The organism is Brucella sp. TWI559, from assembly GCF_039674265.1.
Lineage (GTDB): Bacteria > Pseudomonadota > Alphaproteobacteria > Rhizobiales > Rhizobiaceae > Brucella > Brucella chromiisoli.
The window spans coordinates 186,853-204,507 of the sequence record NZ_JBDJNE010000001.1; the positions used below are offsets into that span (position 1 = coordinate 186,853).

Genomic DNA, 17,655 nt, shown 5'->3' on the forward strand with positions numbered 1-17,655 from the left:
TTGGTTTGGCTGAAGCACATGCTCATGCAATGGAGGCCGTCATGGCCAAAACCGATATCGCGCGGCGCGTCTATAATCACGCATGGAAGCTTGATCCGATTGTCCGCAGCCTGCTGGATACGGACTTTTACAAACTTCTGATGTTGCAGATGATCTGGGGGCTTTACCCCAAAGTGGATGCGACCTTTGCACTTATCAACCGCACGACGACTGTGCGCCTTGCTGATGAGATTGACGAAGGTGAGTTGCGCGCACAGCTTGATCACGCCCGCACGCTGCGCTTCACCAAGAAGGAAATGATCTGGCTGGCGGGTAACAGCTTTTATGGTCGAAAGCAGATTTTCCAGCCGGAGTTTCTCAACTGGCTGCATGATTTCCAGCTGCCGGAATATGATCTGCGCCGCAAAGACGGCCAGTATGAGCTGCATTTCCATGGTCCATGGTCGCACACCACCATGTGGGAAATTCCCGCACTTGCCATCATCAATGAATTACGCTCGCGCGCTGCGATGAAAAACCTCGGGCCTTTCTCGCTTGATGTGCTCTATGCTCGCGCCAAAGCCAAGATGTGGAGCAAGGTCGAGCGGTTGCGCGAACTGCCAGACTTGAAGATTTCCGATTTTGGTACGCGTCGCCGTCATTCGTTTCTGTGGCAGCGCTGGTGCGTTGAAGCACTCAAAGAAGGTATCGGCAGCGCCTTTACCGGCACCAGCAATGTGCTGCTGGCAATGGATACTGATCTTGAAGCGCTTGGCACCAATGCGCATGAATTGCCAATGGTGCTGGCAGCGCTGGCCAATACGGATGAAGAACTGCGCAGTGCGCCTTATCGCGTGTTGCAGGACTGGAACCGCTATTATGGTGGCAATCTTCTTATCGTTCTGCCGGATGCTTTTGGCACGGCTGCTTTCCTGCGCAATGCGCCGGACTGGGTTGCGGATTGGACAGGCTTCCGCCCAGACAGCGCACCGCCCATTGAAGGCGGCGAACGAATCATTGAATGGTGGAAGTCACGCGGCAAAGACCCACGCGAAAAGCTGCTGATTTTCTCGGATGCGCTCGATGTCGATACAATTGAGGAAACCTATCGCCATTTTGAAGGCCGCGTTCGCATGAGCTTCGGCTGGGGTACGAACCTTACCAATGATTTCGCCGGCTGTGCACCGACAACGATCCATGGTCTCAAGGCCATATCGCTTGTCTGTAAGGTGATTGATGCCAATGGACGCCCGGCGGTCAAACTTTCCGACAACCCACAGAAAGCAACCGGCGATCCGAAGGAAGTCGAGCGCTATTTGAAATTCTTCGGCAATGAGGAACGTGTAGAGCAGCTCGTCAGAGTGTGACGAGCTGCGGTTTGTCTATTCCATCAATCGGGCCGTGCCGGAAAGGCGGATAGATTCGCCCCTCACGTGGCCGATTTCTGCGCGCAGATGTGAGGGCACGCCCGTATCCTCGCCCTGGATGACTTCAATAGCGCCGCCATGCGGCCAGCCCAGATCACGCAGATAAGCGGCAAAGGCCGCAGTCGATGCACCTGTCGCCGGGTCTTCATACACGCCGCCAGACGCAAAAGGATTGCGGCTGTGGAAGCGCTGTGGTGTCTCCGAATGCACCAGAAGGATCGTGGTCCAGCCCTGCCGGTTCATCAGCACCCGCCCACGCGGAAGGTCATAATGCATGGCGGCAAGCTTTTCGCGTGAGCGCAATGCCAATACGATATGATCAGCGCCTGCATGGATGAGTGCTGGCGGGATGCCCGGTGCGAGATCGTCCTTTTCATAGTTGAACAGCGCGAGCGCCTGCTCAATTTCGATCTCAGAGGCCGCACGGTTTCGCGTGGATGGCGATTGAAGGCTTGCAGAGAACAGATCGCCCTCCTTGCGGCCTTCTACCTTTATTGTCGTATTGTTGAGCATAAGCGTAAAAGCACCATCGCCTTCACGCATGGCCAGCGCTGCACCGAGTGCAATTGTGGCATGGCCACAAAAAGGGACTTCCATTTCCGGCGCAAAATAGCGCACACGAAAGCCTCCGGCTTCCGGCATGGCGAAAGCCGTTTCCGAAAAGCCTACATTGTGAGCGATTGTCTGCATGTCTTGAGCAGAGGGAAGTTTTTCAGAAATCAGCACACCGGCAGGATTGCCGCCCTGATTACCTTGCGAGAAGGCGGCTATACGCAAGACGTTCAATGACATGTCCTTTGCCTATCTTCGATTCTCTCCCGCCCCCCTCTTATAGAAGGCGCGCGATGCGTCGGGTCAAGGGAGCAATTATGCTCAATCGCGCATTTCTGTTGCCCATGGAGGATTGGCGCCTGCACGCGAAACGGTTACCGCGGCTGCACGAACGCCCAGCGCTATGGCGGAGTGAATCTGGTCTTCGTCCAGCTGGGCGAGGGCATGTTTGTTAAGCAGTCCCTGACTATGCAGGCTTGCGAGGATACCGGCATTGACCGTGTCGCCCGCGCCAACCGTATCCACCACATCGACTTTAACGCCGGGAACACGGATGGTCGCGTTTACGCTATAGGCATCGGCACCATGCGCACCTTTGGTAATCACGATGAGCTTAGGCCCAAGCGTGAGCCATCGGGCGGCAATCTCGTCATGACTGCCCTTTTCACCGAACCATTCGAGGTCTTCGTCGGATAGTTTCACAATATCGGCAAGGGCGATCATGCGCTTCATGCGCGCCAGATGCTTTTCGCGGTCAGTGATGAAGCCCGTGCGAATATTCGGATCGAGAAAAATGACGCGCTTGGATGCTTCGCGCGTCATCAGTGCTTCATAGACACGCCCGCATGGCTCTGAAATCAGGCTGATACAGCCAAACAGCAGTGCATCAATTCTATCATCGATCTCCGGGATGTCGTTTTCCGAAAGCATCCGCAGCGCTGTGTTTTCATCGTAAAATGCATAGCGTGCCTGCCCGTCAACGAGCCGCACAAAGGCCAGTGTTGTCGGACGGTCAGAGATTGCCGAGAAGGAGTAATCGACATTGGAGCGCGCAAGCGCGTCGCGCAAAACCTCGCCGAAAAAATCTGACGAAAGACCGCAGAAAAATCCGGTCGGAACGTTAAGCCGCCCAAGTGCGATCGATGTGTTGAACACCGAACCACCGGCCAAAGGCATGAAGGCCGTTTCTCCCTCTGCCGTCTGGCGAGGGAGCATGTCGATCAGGGCTTCACCGCAGCATAGAATCATAGAATTCGTCTTTCAATTATACGTGCTGGCCACCATTGATGTGAATTTCCGCACCCGTGACATAGGATGAGGCTTCCGAGCACAGATAATAGATTGTTTCGGCCACTTCTGATGTTTTTCCAAGCCGCCGCATCGGCAATTGCTCGACGAGCTTTTCCGTACCCGGCGAAAGAATCGCCGTATCGATTTCGCCCGGCGCAATGGCGTTCACGCGGATACCATGGGGACCGAAATCGGAGGCCATTTCGCGGGTCAGTGCTGCAAGCGCTGCTTTGGATGTTGCATAGGCAGTGCCTGCAAACGGATGCACGCGGCTACCTGCAATGGAGGTCACATTGACCACAGAACCCTGCGCTGCTTCCAGTTCTTTGAACAGCCCGCGTGCGAGCATGATCGGGGCCATGAAATTCACCTGAAACACATCACGCCACGCGGCCATTGGCGTTTCAATCGAGTTCAGGCGGCGACCGCCTTCGGCTTTGGGCGAAATGCCGGCATTGTTGACGAGCGCGTGCAACTTGCTGCCATTGGCTTCCAGTCTGCGCCGGATTTCAGAAATGGCTTTGCCAATATCTTCCTGATCGGCAAGATCAACTTTGATATGATCTTCCGGACCCGCGGGCCAAGGACAGTTTTCTGAAAAATCCTGTCGCGAACAGGTGATGACGCGCCAGCCGGCGCGGGAAAAACGTTTGACCGTCGCATGCCCTATGCCGCGGCTGGCGCCTGTCAGAACAAGCGTTTTGCGTTCCGCGGCAACATCGGGACGGGACGTATCGGTTGGGGAAATTGTAGACATGGCAACCTCACTCTCAATCTTTGAATAGACTAAGCCGCTCAGGATTTCGAGTGGATTCAACCGATCAGGCCGTTGGATGCTTCACTTGACCGCGATAAGGGCCGGTCGTCAACCGGCCCTGAACGAATTTTATCGTGAATTACCCATGATAATATCGAGAAGCGTGGTTGAATCACGCGGTTTCTGTTGTCCGCCGACGCTGGCAGGCGGCATTGGCTGAGCGTTATGATCCATACCCGTTGCGGTACCGGCCGGATAATCGGCTGTCGTGCCCTGCTGGATCGTGTTGCGCGCAGGCGAATCGGGTGCCGGTGGCCAATAGCCATCATCGTCATTGCCTGCCATAGGCGGATTGCCATAGCCGCCCTGCGGTGTCATGCCGGGTTCATAAGGCAGGTTCGGATCAATGCCATCGCTGCCGCCGGGAACCACGTTCTGAATATCGTAATGCCCGGGCAATTCTGCGATGGGCACGCCCTTATGGGCTTCCTTCATAAAGGCTTTCCAGGCGGCCACCGGAAGCGTGGAGCCGAACACCCGCTTCATGCCCTTGCCGTCATCATTGCCAAACCACACACCTGTGGTGAGATTGGCGGTATAACCGATAAACCACGCGTCACGGAAATTCTGGCTGGTGCCGGTTTTACCTGCTGCTGGCCAGCCGAAGGCCGCGCGCTTGGCAGTTCCGTCCTCCACTGTCTTGCGCAGCATAGCATTCATCATGCCGACATTGCGCTCATCAATCACGCGCGGACCAATACCGTCTTGCCTCTGATAGAGAACCTTGCCCTGTGCATCTGTGACTTTGGTGATGAAATAGACAGGCGCACGATAACCGCCATTGGCAAAAGGCACATAGGCATCGGTCAGTTCCAGAAGCGATACTTCCGAGGTGCCCAGTGCGAGCGAGGCATTGGGCTCAAGCTTTGACTGAACGCCAAGGCGGTGTGCGGTGTCGATCACGGTCTGCGGGCCGACCTCCATCACCAGCTGCGCTGAGACGGAATTGAGCGAATGGGAGAGGGCGGTGGCAAGCGTGACTTCGCCCATATATTTCCCGTTATCGTTGCTGGGCGTCCAGTTGCCAATCCGCACCGGCGCATCATTGCGCACTGAATCCGGCGTGCGGCCCTGTTCGAGTGCGGAGAGATAAACGAATGGCTTGAAGGATGAGGCAGGCTGGCGCTTGGCATCGGTCACGCGGTCAAACTGGCTGGCGGCATAATCATACCCCCCCACCAAGGCACGCACAGCACCCGTACCATCAATGGAAACGAGCGCCCCTTGGCTCACATTCATCTTCTTTCCGTTTTCGGAAATCTGATCCTTGATTGCTTCTTCACCGATATGCTGGAGGTTAAGATCGATGGTTGTCTCAACCGTGATGTCGCTTTTGGTGTCGCCGATCAGCTCTGGCAATTCTGCCACGACCCTGTCTGCAACGTAATTTTCCGAGCCTTGCCAATAGGATGCAGCGCGTGTGGGCGGTTCGCTTTCGGCAATTGCCACCTGACGATCATCGATCATGCCTTCTTCACGCATGGCACCAAGCACCAGCCTGGCACGTGCTGCGGCAGCTTCCGGGTCCCGCGCAGGCGAAAGCCGCGATGGCGCTTTGAGAAGCCCGGCCAGCGTTGCAGCTTCCATAAGGTTCACGTCCTTGGCGGATTTGTTGAAATAGCGGCGCGATGCCGCATCCACACCATAAGCACCCGAGCCGAGATAGACGCGGTTGAGATACATCTCCAGAATCTGGTCTTTGGTATATTTGTGCTCAAGCCAGAGGGCGAGCATCACTTCCTGAACTTTGCGCTCCAGCGTGCGATCCGGTGACAGGAACAGGTTTTTAGCAAGCTGCTGTGTGAGCGTTGAGCCACCCTGTACGGCGCGACCTGATATGATGTTGGTTATGACGGCACGTGCAAGACCAATCGGATCAATACCGAAATGCGACATGAAGCGGCGATCTTCGATTGCCATGACGGCTTGCGGTATAAATGGTGACATTTCGTGCAAGCCCACAGCCTGTCCGCCGGTGGTGCCGCGATTGGCAATCAGATTGCCTTGAACATCGACAATGCGCACGTTTGGTGGCCTGTCGGGAATTGCCCAGTCGGTTGTTGGTGGCATTTTGGCTGCGAAATAGACAAGCATGCCGGCAAAGGCAATGCCGCCCCAGAGGCCGAGCACCAGACACCAGTAAACAGCGCGGCGGACAAAACCAAAAAAACCACCGCGTTTTTTTTGGGCGCGGCGCGCACCGCGTGTTTCACGATCTTTCGACGGTTTGGCTTTACGTTGGGGCCGGGCCATGCGTTCCTCTTCGTCGATGCGAAATACGTCCTCTTCCTGTTCCGGCTTTTTACCGAAAGAAGGTTCGATCCGCCCGTTTCTGCCGTCTCGCGATGCCATGTCTGTTTAGATCCGCCCCGTATTCTTATCGTCTGCCGTCATCATAACCGGCTTAAATGATCAAACCCTGCACATAGGAAGGGCGTTTATCGCCTGAAGGGTAAATGCGGCAGTTTAAAGGGGTGTAAATTGGCAATTAACAAAAAAGCCTAAGATTAAGCACAAAATGAGAAGGCCCCGCAATGCGGGGCCTTCAAAGCAGTCTATCTGATCAGATCAGATTAGAACTTGTATGCAACGCCGAGACGAACTTCGTTGGTCTTGAACTTGTCGCGGACCGAGGCAACACCATCGGTGCCAAAGTCGAAGTTCTTGCGACCGTAATCGGTGTAACGGTATTCAAGGCGAACGATGACGTTGTCGGTTGCTGCATAGTCAACGCCTGCACCAGCAGTCCAGCCGGTAAGGGTCTTGCTCTGCTCAACGCTGACAGAATCAATGCCATTTGTTGCCGACAGCGTGTTCTTGACCTGACCGAATGCTACACCACCAGCGATGTAAGGCAGGAAGCGATCAACTGCGTAACCGGCACGTGCACGAACGGCACCCGACCAGCGCAGCTTGCTTTCAAGAGATGCAGAATTCGTACCATCGGTAATCGAATAGCTGTCCTTGAGGTTGTTGTAGGTTACGTCACCGTCGATACCCAGAACAACGCTGTTGCCGAGGTCGAAGTTATAACCTGCATAAAGACCACCGAGGAAACCATCTGGCTTGATGTTAAGCGCACCGGCTTCGCCAAACTGGCTGAAGCGCGACTTGCCCCAACCGTAGCCAATCTGACCACCGAGGTAAGCACCGTTCCATGTGAACGTTGGAGCAACAACAACCGGAGCAGGCTCTTCGTAAACGATAGCGTCTGCAGCTTTTGCGCCAGTTGCAGCAACGAGAGCAACGGTCGACGCGAGAAGAAGGGTCTTGAGCTTCATAATAGGCCTCCACTTGGGAAATAGGGATAATGAACTGTTGTCCCTAATATAGGCCATGGATCGGGAATGTCTGTAGCAAGAAGGACACAGTCACTTCTTAGTCGCAAAAAATGGGTATTTCCGGGCTTTTGCCTTAAAAACCCGCGAAAAATGGTTATCAAATGCTTAAAATTGGCCTCTAAATGATACCAAAGTGGTATTTGGGCATCCGTTGCGTTGCGCGCATCAGGTCTTGATTGCGGGGAAATGCATGCACGGGTTAGTGCAACATCGCATCGCGAAAAATGCGAAGCGGTTTTCGGACAACATGCGCGATAAGAAAAAGAAAGGGAGCGTTCTGTTCGGAACGCTCCCTGAAGCCGCCATTTGATTGCGCTTTACGCGTGCGCGAAAATATCCGTCTCAGGCCAGCCCATCAGATCAAGTTCTGAGCGGGTTGGCAGAAACTTGAAGCAGGCCTCAGCCTGTCTGGTGCGGCCATCGCGTTCCAGACGCTGTTCAAACACAGCTTTGAGCCGATGCAGATAAAGAACGTCAGATGCTGCATATTCAAGCTGTGCCTGTGACAGAACCTCTGCCGCCCAGTCCGATGACTGCTGCTGCTTTGAGATAGAAACATCAAGCAGCTCGCCGCAGATTTCTTTCAGGCCATGGCGGTCTGTATAGGTGCGGGTGAGCTTGGATGCGATCTTCGTGCAGAAAACCGGTTGCGGCATGGTGCCAAAAGCGTGCGCCAGCACAGCAAGGTCGAAGCGGCCAAAATGAAAGATCTTGGTGATCGAACGATCTTTCAGAAGCTTGACCAGATTGGGCGCCTTCTTCTGGCCTGCTTCAATCTGGATCACGTCTGCCGTGCCGTCACCGGGCGAAATCTGCACCACGCAAAGGCGGTCGCGATGCGGATTAAGGCCGAGAGTCTCGGTGTCGATTGCCACCGAATCCACCTGATAATGCTCAAGGTTCGGCAGATCGTGTTTATGAAAACGGATAGTCATTGAATTGTCCTTACTTGGCGGCAATCGCCGCCATAATACGTGCCCATGAGCGCTGGCCCTTGTGGAAAGAGTTCAGCTCATATTTTTCATTGGGCGAATGGATGCGATCATCTTCGAGGCCGAAGCCGACGAGCAGGGATTCCATGCCGAGGAATTTGTCGAAATCGCCAACAATCGGGATCGACCCGCCCATGGCGATCAGCACGGCTGGCTTCGGCCACTCGTCGGAAAGCGCATCCTTGGCCTTGGAAACCAGTGGTGAGTCATATGGCAGCTGAATGGCAGGCGAACCGCCATGCGGATGGAACTCGACCGAGCAATCGGCTGGCAGGCGTTCCTCAACGAAAGCGCGGAACGCTTCGCGGATTTTAACCGGGTCTTGCTTGTGAACGAGACGGAACGAAACCTTGGCGGAAGCTTGCGCTGCAATCACCGTCTTGAAGCCGTCACCGGTATAACCGCCGATGATGCCGTTGACTTCCGCAGTCGGGCGCGCCCAGGTCAGTTCGAGAATGCTGCGGCCTTTTTCGCCCGAGGGAATCGAAAGACCAATGGGGCCAAGGAAGTTTTCAGCCGTGCGGCCAAGGCTTTCCCATGATTGCAAAATCTGTGACGGGGTTTCTTCAACACCTTCATAGAAACCCGGAACGGTGACGCGGCCAGTTTCATCATGCAGGTCGGCAAGGATTTTTGCGAGAATATGAATAGGATTGGCCGCCGCGCCACCAAAAAAGCCTGAATGCAGATCGCGGTCCGCAGCCTTGATGACAATCTCTTCACCAACCAGCCCGCGCAGACCAACGCTGATCGCTGGCGTTTCAGTGTCCCACATCGAGGTGTCGCAAACGAGCGCCACATCGGCATTCAGCTCTTGCTTGTGCGCATCAAGGAATGGCTTGAGCGACGGTGAGCCGGATTCTTCTTCGCCTTCAAACAGCAATGTCACTTTCACCGGCAGGTTGCCATTGACGGCCTTATAAGCACGGCAGGCTTCCACAAAGGTCATCAGCTGGCCCTTGTCGTCGGATGTGCCGCGACCGGTGAGGATTTTGCGGCCATTGCCAACATCCTTGATCGCTGGCTCGAACGGATCATTTTCCCAAAGGTTCAGCGGATCAACCGGCTGCACATCATAATGGCCGTAGAAGAGCACATGCGGCGCATCAGCGGTTGCACCTTCATGATGCGCAAACACCATGGGATGGCCGGGCGTATCGCGCACACTCGCATCAAAACCAATAGATTTGAGGTCCTCGACCAGCCATTCAGCCGCCTTACGGCAATCGGCCTTGTAAGACGGATCGGTAGAAATCGACTTGATCCGCAAAAGATCGAACAGATGGTCGATGCTTTTATCGAGATTGGAATCGATATGATTGAGGACTTTATCGAGTGATTGGGTGGACATGGATACTTCCTGACGAGTCGTAATGCTGCTGCACAGTACAACTGGCAGGCCCAAGAAGAAACCCAATATGAACGCAAAACTGAGAGCTGAAAATGAATTGGCCGTTGCGGTGAGGGGGTACCACAACGGCCATATCACTACACTCAAAAACGACAGCCCGGAGAGGGGAATGAGGCTGTCGCTTACAACCGGCATCCAACGGGGGACGGGTCAGAAAACCGGCGATCAACATACTGTCGATGAACTGCAAATGGCCCTGCAACTGTGGCTATTCAAGGGCATTTAAGATTACAAATTCGTAACATAAACGTTATCAAAATAAGAGATTTGCATGAACGAGGCGAGAAAAAGCCACCTTTCAAGTGGACACTCGTTTCTCCTGACACATGGCTGGTTTTCTTTGGGCTTTGTTTCCTTTAATCCTAAGCCATGAAAAAAGGCGATCATCTCTTCCTCATCGACGGCTCGGGCTATATTTTCCGTGCCTATCATGCTCTGCCACCCCTGACCCGCAAGACGGATGGCTTGCCGGTCGGCGCTGTGTCCGGTTTTTGCAACATGTTGTGGAAGCTGTTGAAAGATGCACGCAATACGGATGTGGGTGTGGTCCCGACCCATTTCGCCGTCATTTTTGACTATTCGTCACAAACTTTCCGTAAGGAAATTTATCCCGAATATAAGGCCAACCGCACCGCACCGCCGGAAGATTTGATTCCGCAATTCGGCCTGATCCGACAGGCAACACGTGCTTTCAATCTGCCAAGCATCGAAAAAGAAGGCTTTGAGGCCGACGATCTGATCGCGACCTATGCGCGTCTGGCAGAGGCTGCGGGCGGTGACGTCACCATCATTTCGTCCGACAAAGACCTCATGCAGCTCGTCACACCGAGCGTGTCCATGTATGACAGCATGAAGGACAAGCAGATTTCGATCCCGGAAGTGGTTGAGAAATGGGGTGTGCCACCTGAAAAAATGATCGACCTGCAATCGTTGACCGGCGACAGCACCGATAATATACCCGGAATTCCGGGTATCGGGCCTAAAACTGCTGCACAATTGCTCCAAGAGTTTGGCGATCTTGATACGCTTTTGGCCCGCGCATCTGAAATCAAGCAGAACAAGCGCCGTGAAAATATCATCGCCTATGCCGATCAGACCAAGATCGCGCGCGAACTCGTCACACTCAAGACCGATGTGCCGCTGGATGTTGATCTGGATGGCCTTGTGCTTGAGCCACAAAATGGCCCGAAGCTGATCGGCTTCCTCAAGGCGATGGAATTTACATCGCTGACGCGCCGTGTGGCGGAAGCAACGGACACCGATGCATCGGCCGTTGAACCATGCCATATCGAAACGGAGTGGGGTGCGGATGCGCACGGCCCCGATGTTGATGTCCCTGCAAGCTCGGATTCTGCATCATCTGAAACCGCAGTTCGCGAAGCGCTTAATGTCAGCGGTTACACGCCCAAAGCGCTGGCTGAAAGCCGTGCTTCAACGGCGCTTGCGCAGAAAATCGACACCACGGCCTATATTTGCATTCGCGATCTTTCCACGCTGAACGCGTGGCTCGATGAAGCGATTGAGACTGGTCTTGTTGCTTTCGATACCGAAACCAATTCGCTTGATCCGATGCAGGCCGATCTGATTGGCTTTTCGCTGGCTCTTGCTCCGGGCAGGGCTGCCTATATCCCGCTCCAGCATAAATCCGGTGCAGGCGATCTTTTGGGCGGCGGCATGGTTGAAGGGCAGATTCCACTTGATCAGGCTCTGACTGCTTTGAAGCGCATTCTTGAGGATAAGTCCGTCCTCAAGATCGCACAGAACATGAAATATGACTGGCTGGTCATGCGTCGTCATGGCATCAATACCGTGTCTTTCGATGACACGATGTTGATTTCCTATGTGCTGGATGCGGGCGCCGGTGGCCATGGTATGGACCCATTGTCCGAGCGCTGGCTGGGCCATACGCCAATCGCTTATAAGGACGTGGCGGGCAGCGGCAAAAGTGCAGTCACATTTGATATGGTGGAGATTGATCGTGCAACGGCCTACGCAGCCGAAGATGCCGATGTGACGCTGCGCCTCTGGCAGGTGTTGAAGCCACGTCTCGCCGCAGAAGGCCTTGCATCGGTTTATGAACGTCTGGAACGGCCGCTGGTCGATGTGCTGGCCCGTATGGAAGAGCGCGGCATTTCGGTTGACCGGCAGGTTCTCTCGCGCCTGTCCGGCGATCTCGCGCAGTCTGCTGCGCGTTATGAAGATGAAATCTACGAACTGGCTGGCGAAAAATTCAACATTGGATCGCCAAAGCAGCTTGGCGATATTCTGTTTGGCAAGATGGGGCTTCCGGGTGCATCCAAGACCAAGACAGGTCAGTGGTCCACGTCGGCGCAGGTGCTCGAAGATCTGGCAGCCGAAGGTCTGCCTCTGCCGCGTAAGATCGTTGACTGGCGTCAGCTGACCAAGCTCAAATCCACCTATACTGATGCGCTGCCGGGCTTTATTCACCCACAGACCAAACGCGTGCATACCTCTTATGCAATGGCGTCCACATCAACGGGGCGGCTGTCTTCGTCTGAGCCGAACCTGCAGAACATTCCGGTGCGCACGGCTGAAGGCCGCAAAATCAGAACGGCGTTCATCGCTGAACCGGGTAACAAGCTGATTTCTGCCGATTACAGCCAGATCGAATTGCGTGTTTTGGCGCATGTTGCTGATATTGCGCAGCTGAAACAGGCTTTTGCAGATGGCATCGATATTCATGCCATGACCGCTTCGGAAATGTTCGGCGTTCCGGTTGAAGGCATGGCTCCCGAAGTGCGCCGCCGCGCCAAGGCGATCAATTTCGGTATCATTTACGGCATTTCGGCTTTTGGCCTCGCCAATCAGCTTTCCATTCCGCGTGAAGAAGCAGGGCAATATATCCGCACCTATTTCGAGCGCTTCCCGGGCATCAAGGATTATATGGAAGCGACCAAGGCTTTTGCGCGCGAACATGGTTATGTCGAAACCATCTTTGGCCGCCGCGCGCATTATCCTGATATTCGGGCTTCCAATCCGCAGGTTCGCGCCTTCAATGAACGCGCGGCAATCAATGCCCCTATTCAGGGCTCGGCTGCCGATATTATCCGCCGTGCTATGATCCGTATGGAAAATGCACTCAGCGATGAGAAGCTCAGCGCACGTATGCTCTTGCAAGTCCACGATGAATTGATCTTCGAAGTGCCTGAAAATGAGGTCGAGAAGACAATCCCTCTCGTGCGGCATGTCATGGAAAATGCCGCCATGCCTGCCGTGTCGCTTTCTGTGCCGCTACAGGTCGATGCGCGTGCAGCGCATAACTGGGATGAAGCGCATTGAGGGCTTAGCCGGTTGACCTGAGAGGTCTGACACGATAGGTAAGCGGCAATTCTGTTGCTTCGGTAGTCGTCAGTGGGTTTGTGGCCAAAGGGTTTGCGGCCAAGGGTGTCGACTTGTGAAGCTTTTTTGAAAGTTAATCATGTCTCTGCCTGAATCCATTGCTCCGGCTCTCTCCGGAGCATTAACCGCTCGCGGTTACAACACACTCACCGCTGTTCAGAACGCTGTTCTGGCACCGGAAACACTTCACGGCGATCTGCTCGTTTCCGCACAGACAGGCTCCGGCAAGACCGTTGCTTTCGGTCTTTCTATGGCTTCCACAATCCTTGGTGATGAGCTGCGCTTCGCGAATGCGGGCGCACCACTTGCCATGATTATTGCGCCAACGCGTGAGCTGGCTTTGCAGGTTCAGCGCGAACTGGAATGGCTTTATGCCGATACCGGTGCGCGTATCGCTTCCTGTGTTGGCGGTATGGATATCCGTTCTGAGCGCCGCGTGCTCGAACGCGGTTCGCATATTGTTGTCGGCACGCCGGGCCGCCTGCGCGATCATATTACGCGCAATGCGCTGGATATGTCGCAGCTGCGCGTTGTTGTGCTTGATGAAGCCGACGAAATGCTCGATATGGGCTTCCGTGAAGATCTCGAATTCATTCTGGGCGAAGCACCGGCAGACCGTCGCACATTGATGTTCTCGGCAACCGTACCAAAGCCGATTGCACAGCTTGCCAAGCGTTTCCAGAAAGATGCGCTGCGCATTTCTGCTGCCGGTGAAGCCGGACAGCATGCGGATATTGATTATTTTGCGATGCCGGTTCCACCGCAGGAACGCGACCACGCGATCATCAATACGCTTCTTTATTATGATGCACAGAACTCGATCATTTTCTGCTCAACCCGTGAAGCGGTTAAGCATATGGCGAGCCGCCTTTCCAATCGTGGCTTTGCAGTTGTGGCCCTTTCGGGTGAATTGAGTCAGGCCGAGCGCAACAACGCGCTCCAGTCGATGCGTGATGGCCGTGCCCGCGTTTGCGTTGCGACCGATGTTGCAGCCCGCGGTATCGATCTGCCTAATCTTGATCTCGTGATCCACGCTGATTTGCCAAACAATGCGGAAACCATGTTGCACCGTTCGGGCCGTACCGGCCGTGCGGGCCGCAAGGGCACATGCGTTCTGGTGGTTCCTTTCTCGCGTCGCCGCATTGCAGAACGTCTTTTGCATATGGCAAAGCTTGATGCCCAGACTGTTCCGGCTCCCGGCATTGCAGCAGTTCAGGCCAAGAATTACGAACGCATTCTCAACGGCAGCGCGCTCAGCCAGCCCGTGGAAGAAGAGCATCAGGATCTGTTGAAAGCATTGACCGAGCGTTATACGCCCGAACAGATCGCGAGCGCTTTCCTTAATCGTGAACTCGCAGCACTCCCTGCCGCCGAAGAAGTTTCTGATGCACCGATTCATCCGGTTGGCAGCAAGAAGCCGCGCGAGCGCGGTGATCGTCCAGAACGGGGCGAGCGCTTTGATCGTGGCGAGCCGGGTGAACGTTTCGACCGCAATGCGCGTTTTGATGGCGTTTGGTTCTCGGTTTCTGCCGGTCGCAAGCATCGTGCCGATCCAAAGTGGCTGTTGCCGCTGATCTGCAAGGCTGGCGATGTTTCCAAGCGTGAAGTTGGTTCGATCAAGATTTTCGACAATGAAACCCGCTTTGAAATCGTCGCTTCAAAGGCCGATGAATTCCGTCGTTCGGTTGAAGAACGCGGCACGGGTGAAAAGGGTCTTGTCATCCGCCCAGCCGTTGCAGGCGCTGGTGGTGATGCAACGCCTCGCGAAGGCAAGCGCGATTTCAAGCCGCGCAGCGACAAACCAAGAAGCGATTTCCGTGATGGCGCAAAAGGTGGCTGGTCAAAGCCAAAGGGCGACTTCAAGAAAGCTGGTTTCAAGAAGGACGGCAAGAAATCCGGCGAAGGCTTTTCCAAGAAGCCACGTAGTGCCTGATTGTTCTCAATGAAAAGGCCCCGCTTGCGGGGCCTTTTCATTGATCCAATATGCAAAAAGCCCCGGAAGATTTTGTCTTCCGGGGCTTTATTTTTAACTACACGTCCAGATTGGCAACGCTGAGTGCATTTTCCTGAATGAACTCGCGGCGCGGCTCGACTTCATCACCCATCAGGCGTGAGAACAGCGAATCTGCATCGGTCGCGTCGTTGACCTTAACCTGCAACAGCGAACGAACATTTGGATCGAGTGTGGTTTCCCAAAGCTGTTCGGCGTTCATTTCGCCCAAGCCTTTGTAACGCTGCAACGTCAGGCCCTTGCGGCCTGTTGCGAAGATCGCATCCAGCAGTGCCATCGGGCCGGAAAGCGTTTCCGACTTGTCCTTGCGGCGCAGAACTGGCGGTTCGGCAAAAATTTCCGACAGGCGCGAAGCCACGCGGTCGATCTGACGGGCATCGGCAGACCCGAGCAGGGCCATATCGAGAATGGCAACATCCTTCACACCACGCACCATGCGCTCAAAGCGATAGCCGCCGTCTTCGGTGACATGCGCCGTCCAGCCACGCTCGGTTTCTTCCGAAATCATGTCGAGGCGCTTGGCAACGATATCTGCGGACGTGTGCGACGTTGTGTCGTTTGCGCTGGCACTCGGGTTGAGCAGGCCGGCAATCGCGGCCTGTTCAACGACACTGCGGTCATAGCGCGTATGCAGACCCGAAAGAAGCTGACGCAGCGTGCGCGCATCATCAACCACCGACCGAAGGTCCGGTCCGGCGCGGACTTCGCCGCTGCTGATCGCAAGCGCCGCTTCTTCAAGACCGGTTTCGATGAGGAAATCCTCAAAGGCCGCTTCGTTCTTGATATATTGCGAGGACTTGCCGCGCGACACCTTATAGAGCGGTGGCTGTGCGATATAAATATGGCCGCGTTCAATCAGCTCGGGCATCTGACGGAAGAAGAAGGTCAACAGCAGCGTCCGAATATGCGCACCGTCGACGTCAGCATCCGTCATGATGATGATTTTGTGGTAGCGCAGCTTGTCAGGATTGAAGCCGTGCGCCTCATCCTTGCCGATCGACGTGCCAAGCGCTGTGATCAGTGTGCCGACCTGATCGGACGAGATCATGCGGTCAAAGCGCACGCGTTCCACATTGAGGATCTTACCGCGCAGCGGCAGAATCGCCTGATTCTGGCGCGAACGACCGCTCTTTGCGGAACCGCCAGCGGAATCACCCTCGACGATGAAGATTTCTGACTTTGCAGGATCACGTTCCTGACAGTCGGCCAGCTTGCCGGGAAGCGACGTCACGCTCAGATTGCTTTTGCGGGTGATGTCGCGTGCCTTGCGGGCTGCTTCGCGAGCGGCGGCTGCCTGAATAACCTTTTCAACAATGATCTTGCCGCCGGATGGGTGCTCTTCCAGCCAGGTTGAAAGCGCTTCATTGACGAGGCTTTCCACCACTGGACGCACTTCCGAGGAAACCAGCTTGTCCTTGGTCTGCGACGAGAATTTTGGATCGGGAACCTTGACCGAAAGAACGGCGGTCAGACCTTCACGGCAATCATCGCCGGTCAGACTGACCTTTTCCTTCTTGGTCATGCCGGACGAATCCGCATAGCCCGTCACCTGACGTGTCAGTGCGCCGCGGAAACCGGCCAGATGGGTGCCACCATCGCGCTGTGGAATGTTGTTGGTGAAGCACAGCACCTTCTCGTGGTAGGAATCATTCCACCACATCGCGACTTCAACGGTCATACCGTCTTTTTCGCTTTTGATATAAATCGGTGTTTCCAGAAGCGATTTCTTGCTCTGGTCGATATATTTCACGAACTCAACAACACCACCGTCATAGTGCAGTTCCTGTTCCTTGACGTCGGCATGGCGGCGATCAGAAAGCAGGATGCGCACACCGGAATTCAGGAATGCCAATTCACGCAGACGACGCTCCAGCGTGTCATAGTCAAAATCAACCATGGTGAATGTTTCAGGCGAGGGCAGGAAGCTTACTTCGGTGCCTGTATCGCTGCCAGCATCACCGGTAACGATGAGCGGCGCATCGGCAACGCCATGTGTGAAGGCCATTTCGTGAATTTTGCCAGCGCGGCGGATTTTCAATCTCAGCCAGATTGAAAGCGCGTTCACAACCGAGACGCCAACGCCGTGCAGACCACCGGAAACCTTATAGGAATTCTGGTCGAACTTACCGCCAGCATGGAGCTGGGTCATAATGACTTCGGCAGCCGAAACGCCTTCTTCCTTGTGAATGTCAGTCGGAATGCCGCGACCGTTATCGGTTACGGTGCAAGAGCCATCGGCATTGAGTGTGACGGTGACAAGCGTTGCATGTCCCGCCAGCGCTTCGTCAATGGCGTTGTCCACGACTTCATAGACCATGTGATGCAGGCCTGAGCCGTCATCCGTATCACCAATATACATGCCCGGACGCTTGCGAACTGCGTCGAGGCCTTTCAGAACACGAATGGAATCCGCGCCATATTCGGCGGGGGCTTCGGAATTCATCTCTGGAGTCTCGCTCATGAAAATCTTTCGAA

The 17,655-nt window shown here is 54.9% G+C and carries 12 protein-coding genes; 4 read left to right on the plus strand and 8 right to left on the minus strand.

The window, feature by feature from the left end; all coding sequences use genetic code 11:
* Nucleotides 1-41: 41 nt before the first annotated feature.
* Nucleotides 42-1,346, plus strand: coding sequence for a nicotinate phosphoribosyltransferase (gene pncB / locus ABE530_RS00840; protein ID WP_265982685.1), 1,305 nt, complete (start codon nt 42-44; stop codon nt 1,344-1,346).
* A gap of 15 nt (nt 1,347-1,361) precedes the next feature.
* Here the strand turns inward: pncB and ABE530_RS00845 are convergent, their stop codons facing one another.
* The 7 genes from ABE530_RS00845 to ABE530_RS00875 all read right to left on the minus strand — a co-directional run bounded on the left by ABE530_RS00845 (nt 1,362) and on the right by ABE530_RS00875 (nt 9,749).
* Nucleotides 1,362-2,192 (minus strand): PhzF family phenazine biosynthesis protein, encoded by an 831-nt coding sequence (locus ABE530_RS00845; protein WP_499693649.1) that lies wholly within the window; start codon nt 2,190-2,192, stop codon nt 1,362-1,364.
* Between the two features lie 87 nt (nt 2,193-2,279).
* On the minus strand, nt 2,280-3,206 hold the full coding sequence (locus tag ABE530_RS00850) for a carbohydrate kinase family protein (RefSeq protein ID WP_499693297.1): 927 nt from the start codon (nt 3,204-3,206) through the stop codon (nt 2,280-2,282).
* 16 nt (nt 3,207-3,222) lie between these two features.
* Complete coding sequence (locus ABE530_RS00855) at nt 3,223-4,005, minus strand: SDR family NAD(P)-dependent oxidoreductase (protein ID WP_265982687.1); 783 nt, start codon at nt 4,003-4,005, stop codon at nt 3,223-3,225.
* Between the two features lie 129 nt (nt 4,006-4,134).
* On the minus strand, nt 4,135-6,417 hold the full coding sequence (locus ABE530_RS00860) for a transglycosylase domain-containing protein (protein WP_499693298.1): 2,283 nt from the start codon (nt 6,415-6,417) through the stop codon (nt 4,135-4,137).
* 221 nt (nt 6,418-6,638) lie between these two features.
* Nucleotides 6,639-7,346, minus strand: coding sequence for an outer membrane protein (locus ABE530_RS00865; RefSeq protein WP_499693299.1), 708 nt, complete (start codon nt 7,344-7,346; stop codon nt 6,639-6,641).
* Nucleotides 7,347-7,723: 377 nt separating this feature from the next.
* A complete protein-coding gene (locus ABE530_RS00870) occupies nt 7,724-8,341 on the minus strand; it encodes a ribonuclease D (RefSeq protein WP_265982690.1) in 618 nt (205 codons plus the stop codon).
* Between the two features lie 10 nt (nt 8,342-8,351).
* A complete protein-coding gene (locus ABE530_RS00875; RefSeq protein WP_499693300.1) occupies nt 8,352-9,749 on the minus strand; it encodes a dipeptidase in 1,398 nt (465 codons plus the stop codon).
* A 67-nt stretch (nt 9,750-9,816) separates the two neighbouring features.
* Between ABE530_RS00875 and ABE530_RS00880 the strand changes: the two genes are divergently transcribed.
* The 3 genes from ABE530_RS00880 (at nt 9,817) to ABE530_RS00890 (ending at nt 15,102) form a co-directional block, all read left to right on the plus strand.
* Nucleotides 9,817-10,035 carry a hypothetical protein gene (locus tag ABE530_RS00880; protein ID WP_265982692.1) on the plus strand — a complete coding sequence of 73 codons (219 nt, stop codon included), beginning with the start codon at nt 9,817-9,819 and terminating at the stop codon, nt 10,033-10,035.
* Nucleotides 10,036-10,178: 143 nt separating this feature from the next.
* The gene (polA, locus tag ABE530_RS00885; RefSeq protein ID WP_499693301.1) at nt 10,179-13,109 is read left to right on the plus strand and encodes a DNA polymerase I; all 2,931 of its coding nucleotides are present in this window, start codon (nt 10,179-10,181) and stop codon (nt 13,107-13,109) included.
* Nucleotides 13,110-13,248: 139 nt separating this feature from the next.
* Nucleotides 13,249-15,102 (plus strand): DEAD/DEAH box helicase, encoded by a 1,854-nt coding sequence (locus tag ABE530_RS00890; RefSeq protein WP_499693302.1) that lies wholly within the window; start codon nt 13,249-13,251, stop codon nt 15,100-15,102.
* A gap of 97 nt (nt 15,103-15,199) precedes the next feature.
* Here the strand turns inward: ABE530_RS00890 and gyrB are convergent, their stop codons facing one another.
* A complete protein-coding gene (gene gyrB / locus ABE530_RS00895; protein WP_265982695.1) occupies nt 15,200-17,641 on the minus strand; it encodes a DNA topoisomerase (ATP-hydrolyzing) subunit B in 2,442 nt (813 codons plus the stop codon).
* Nucleotides 17,642-17,655: the final 14 nt, after the last annotated feature.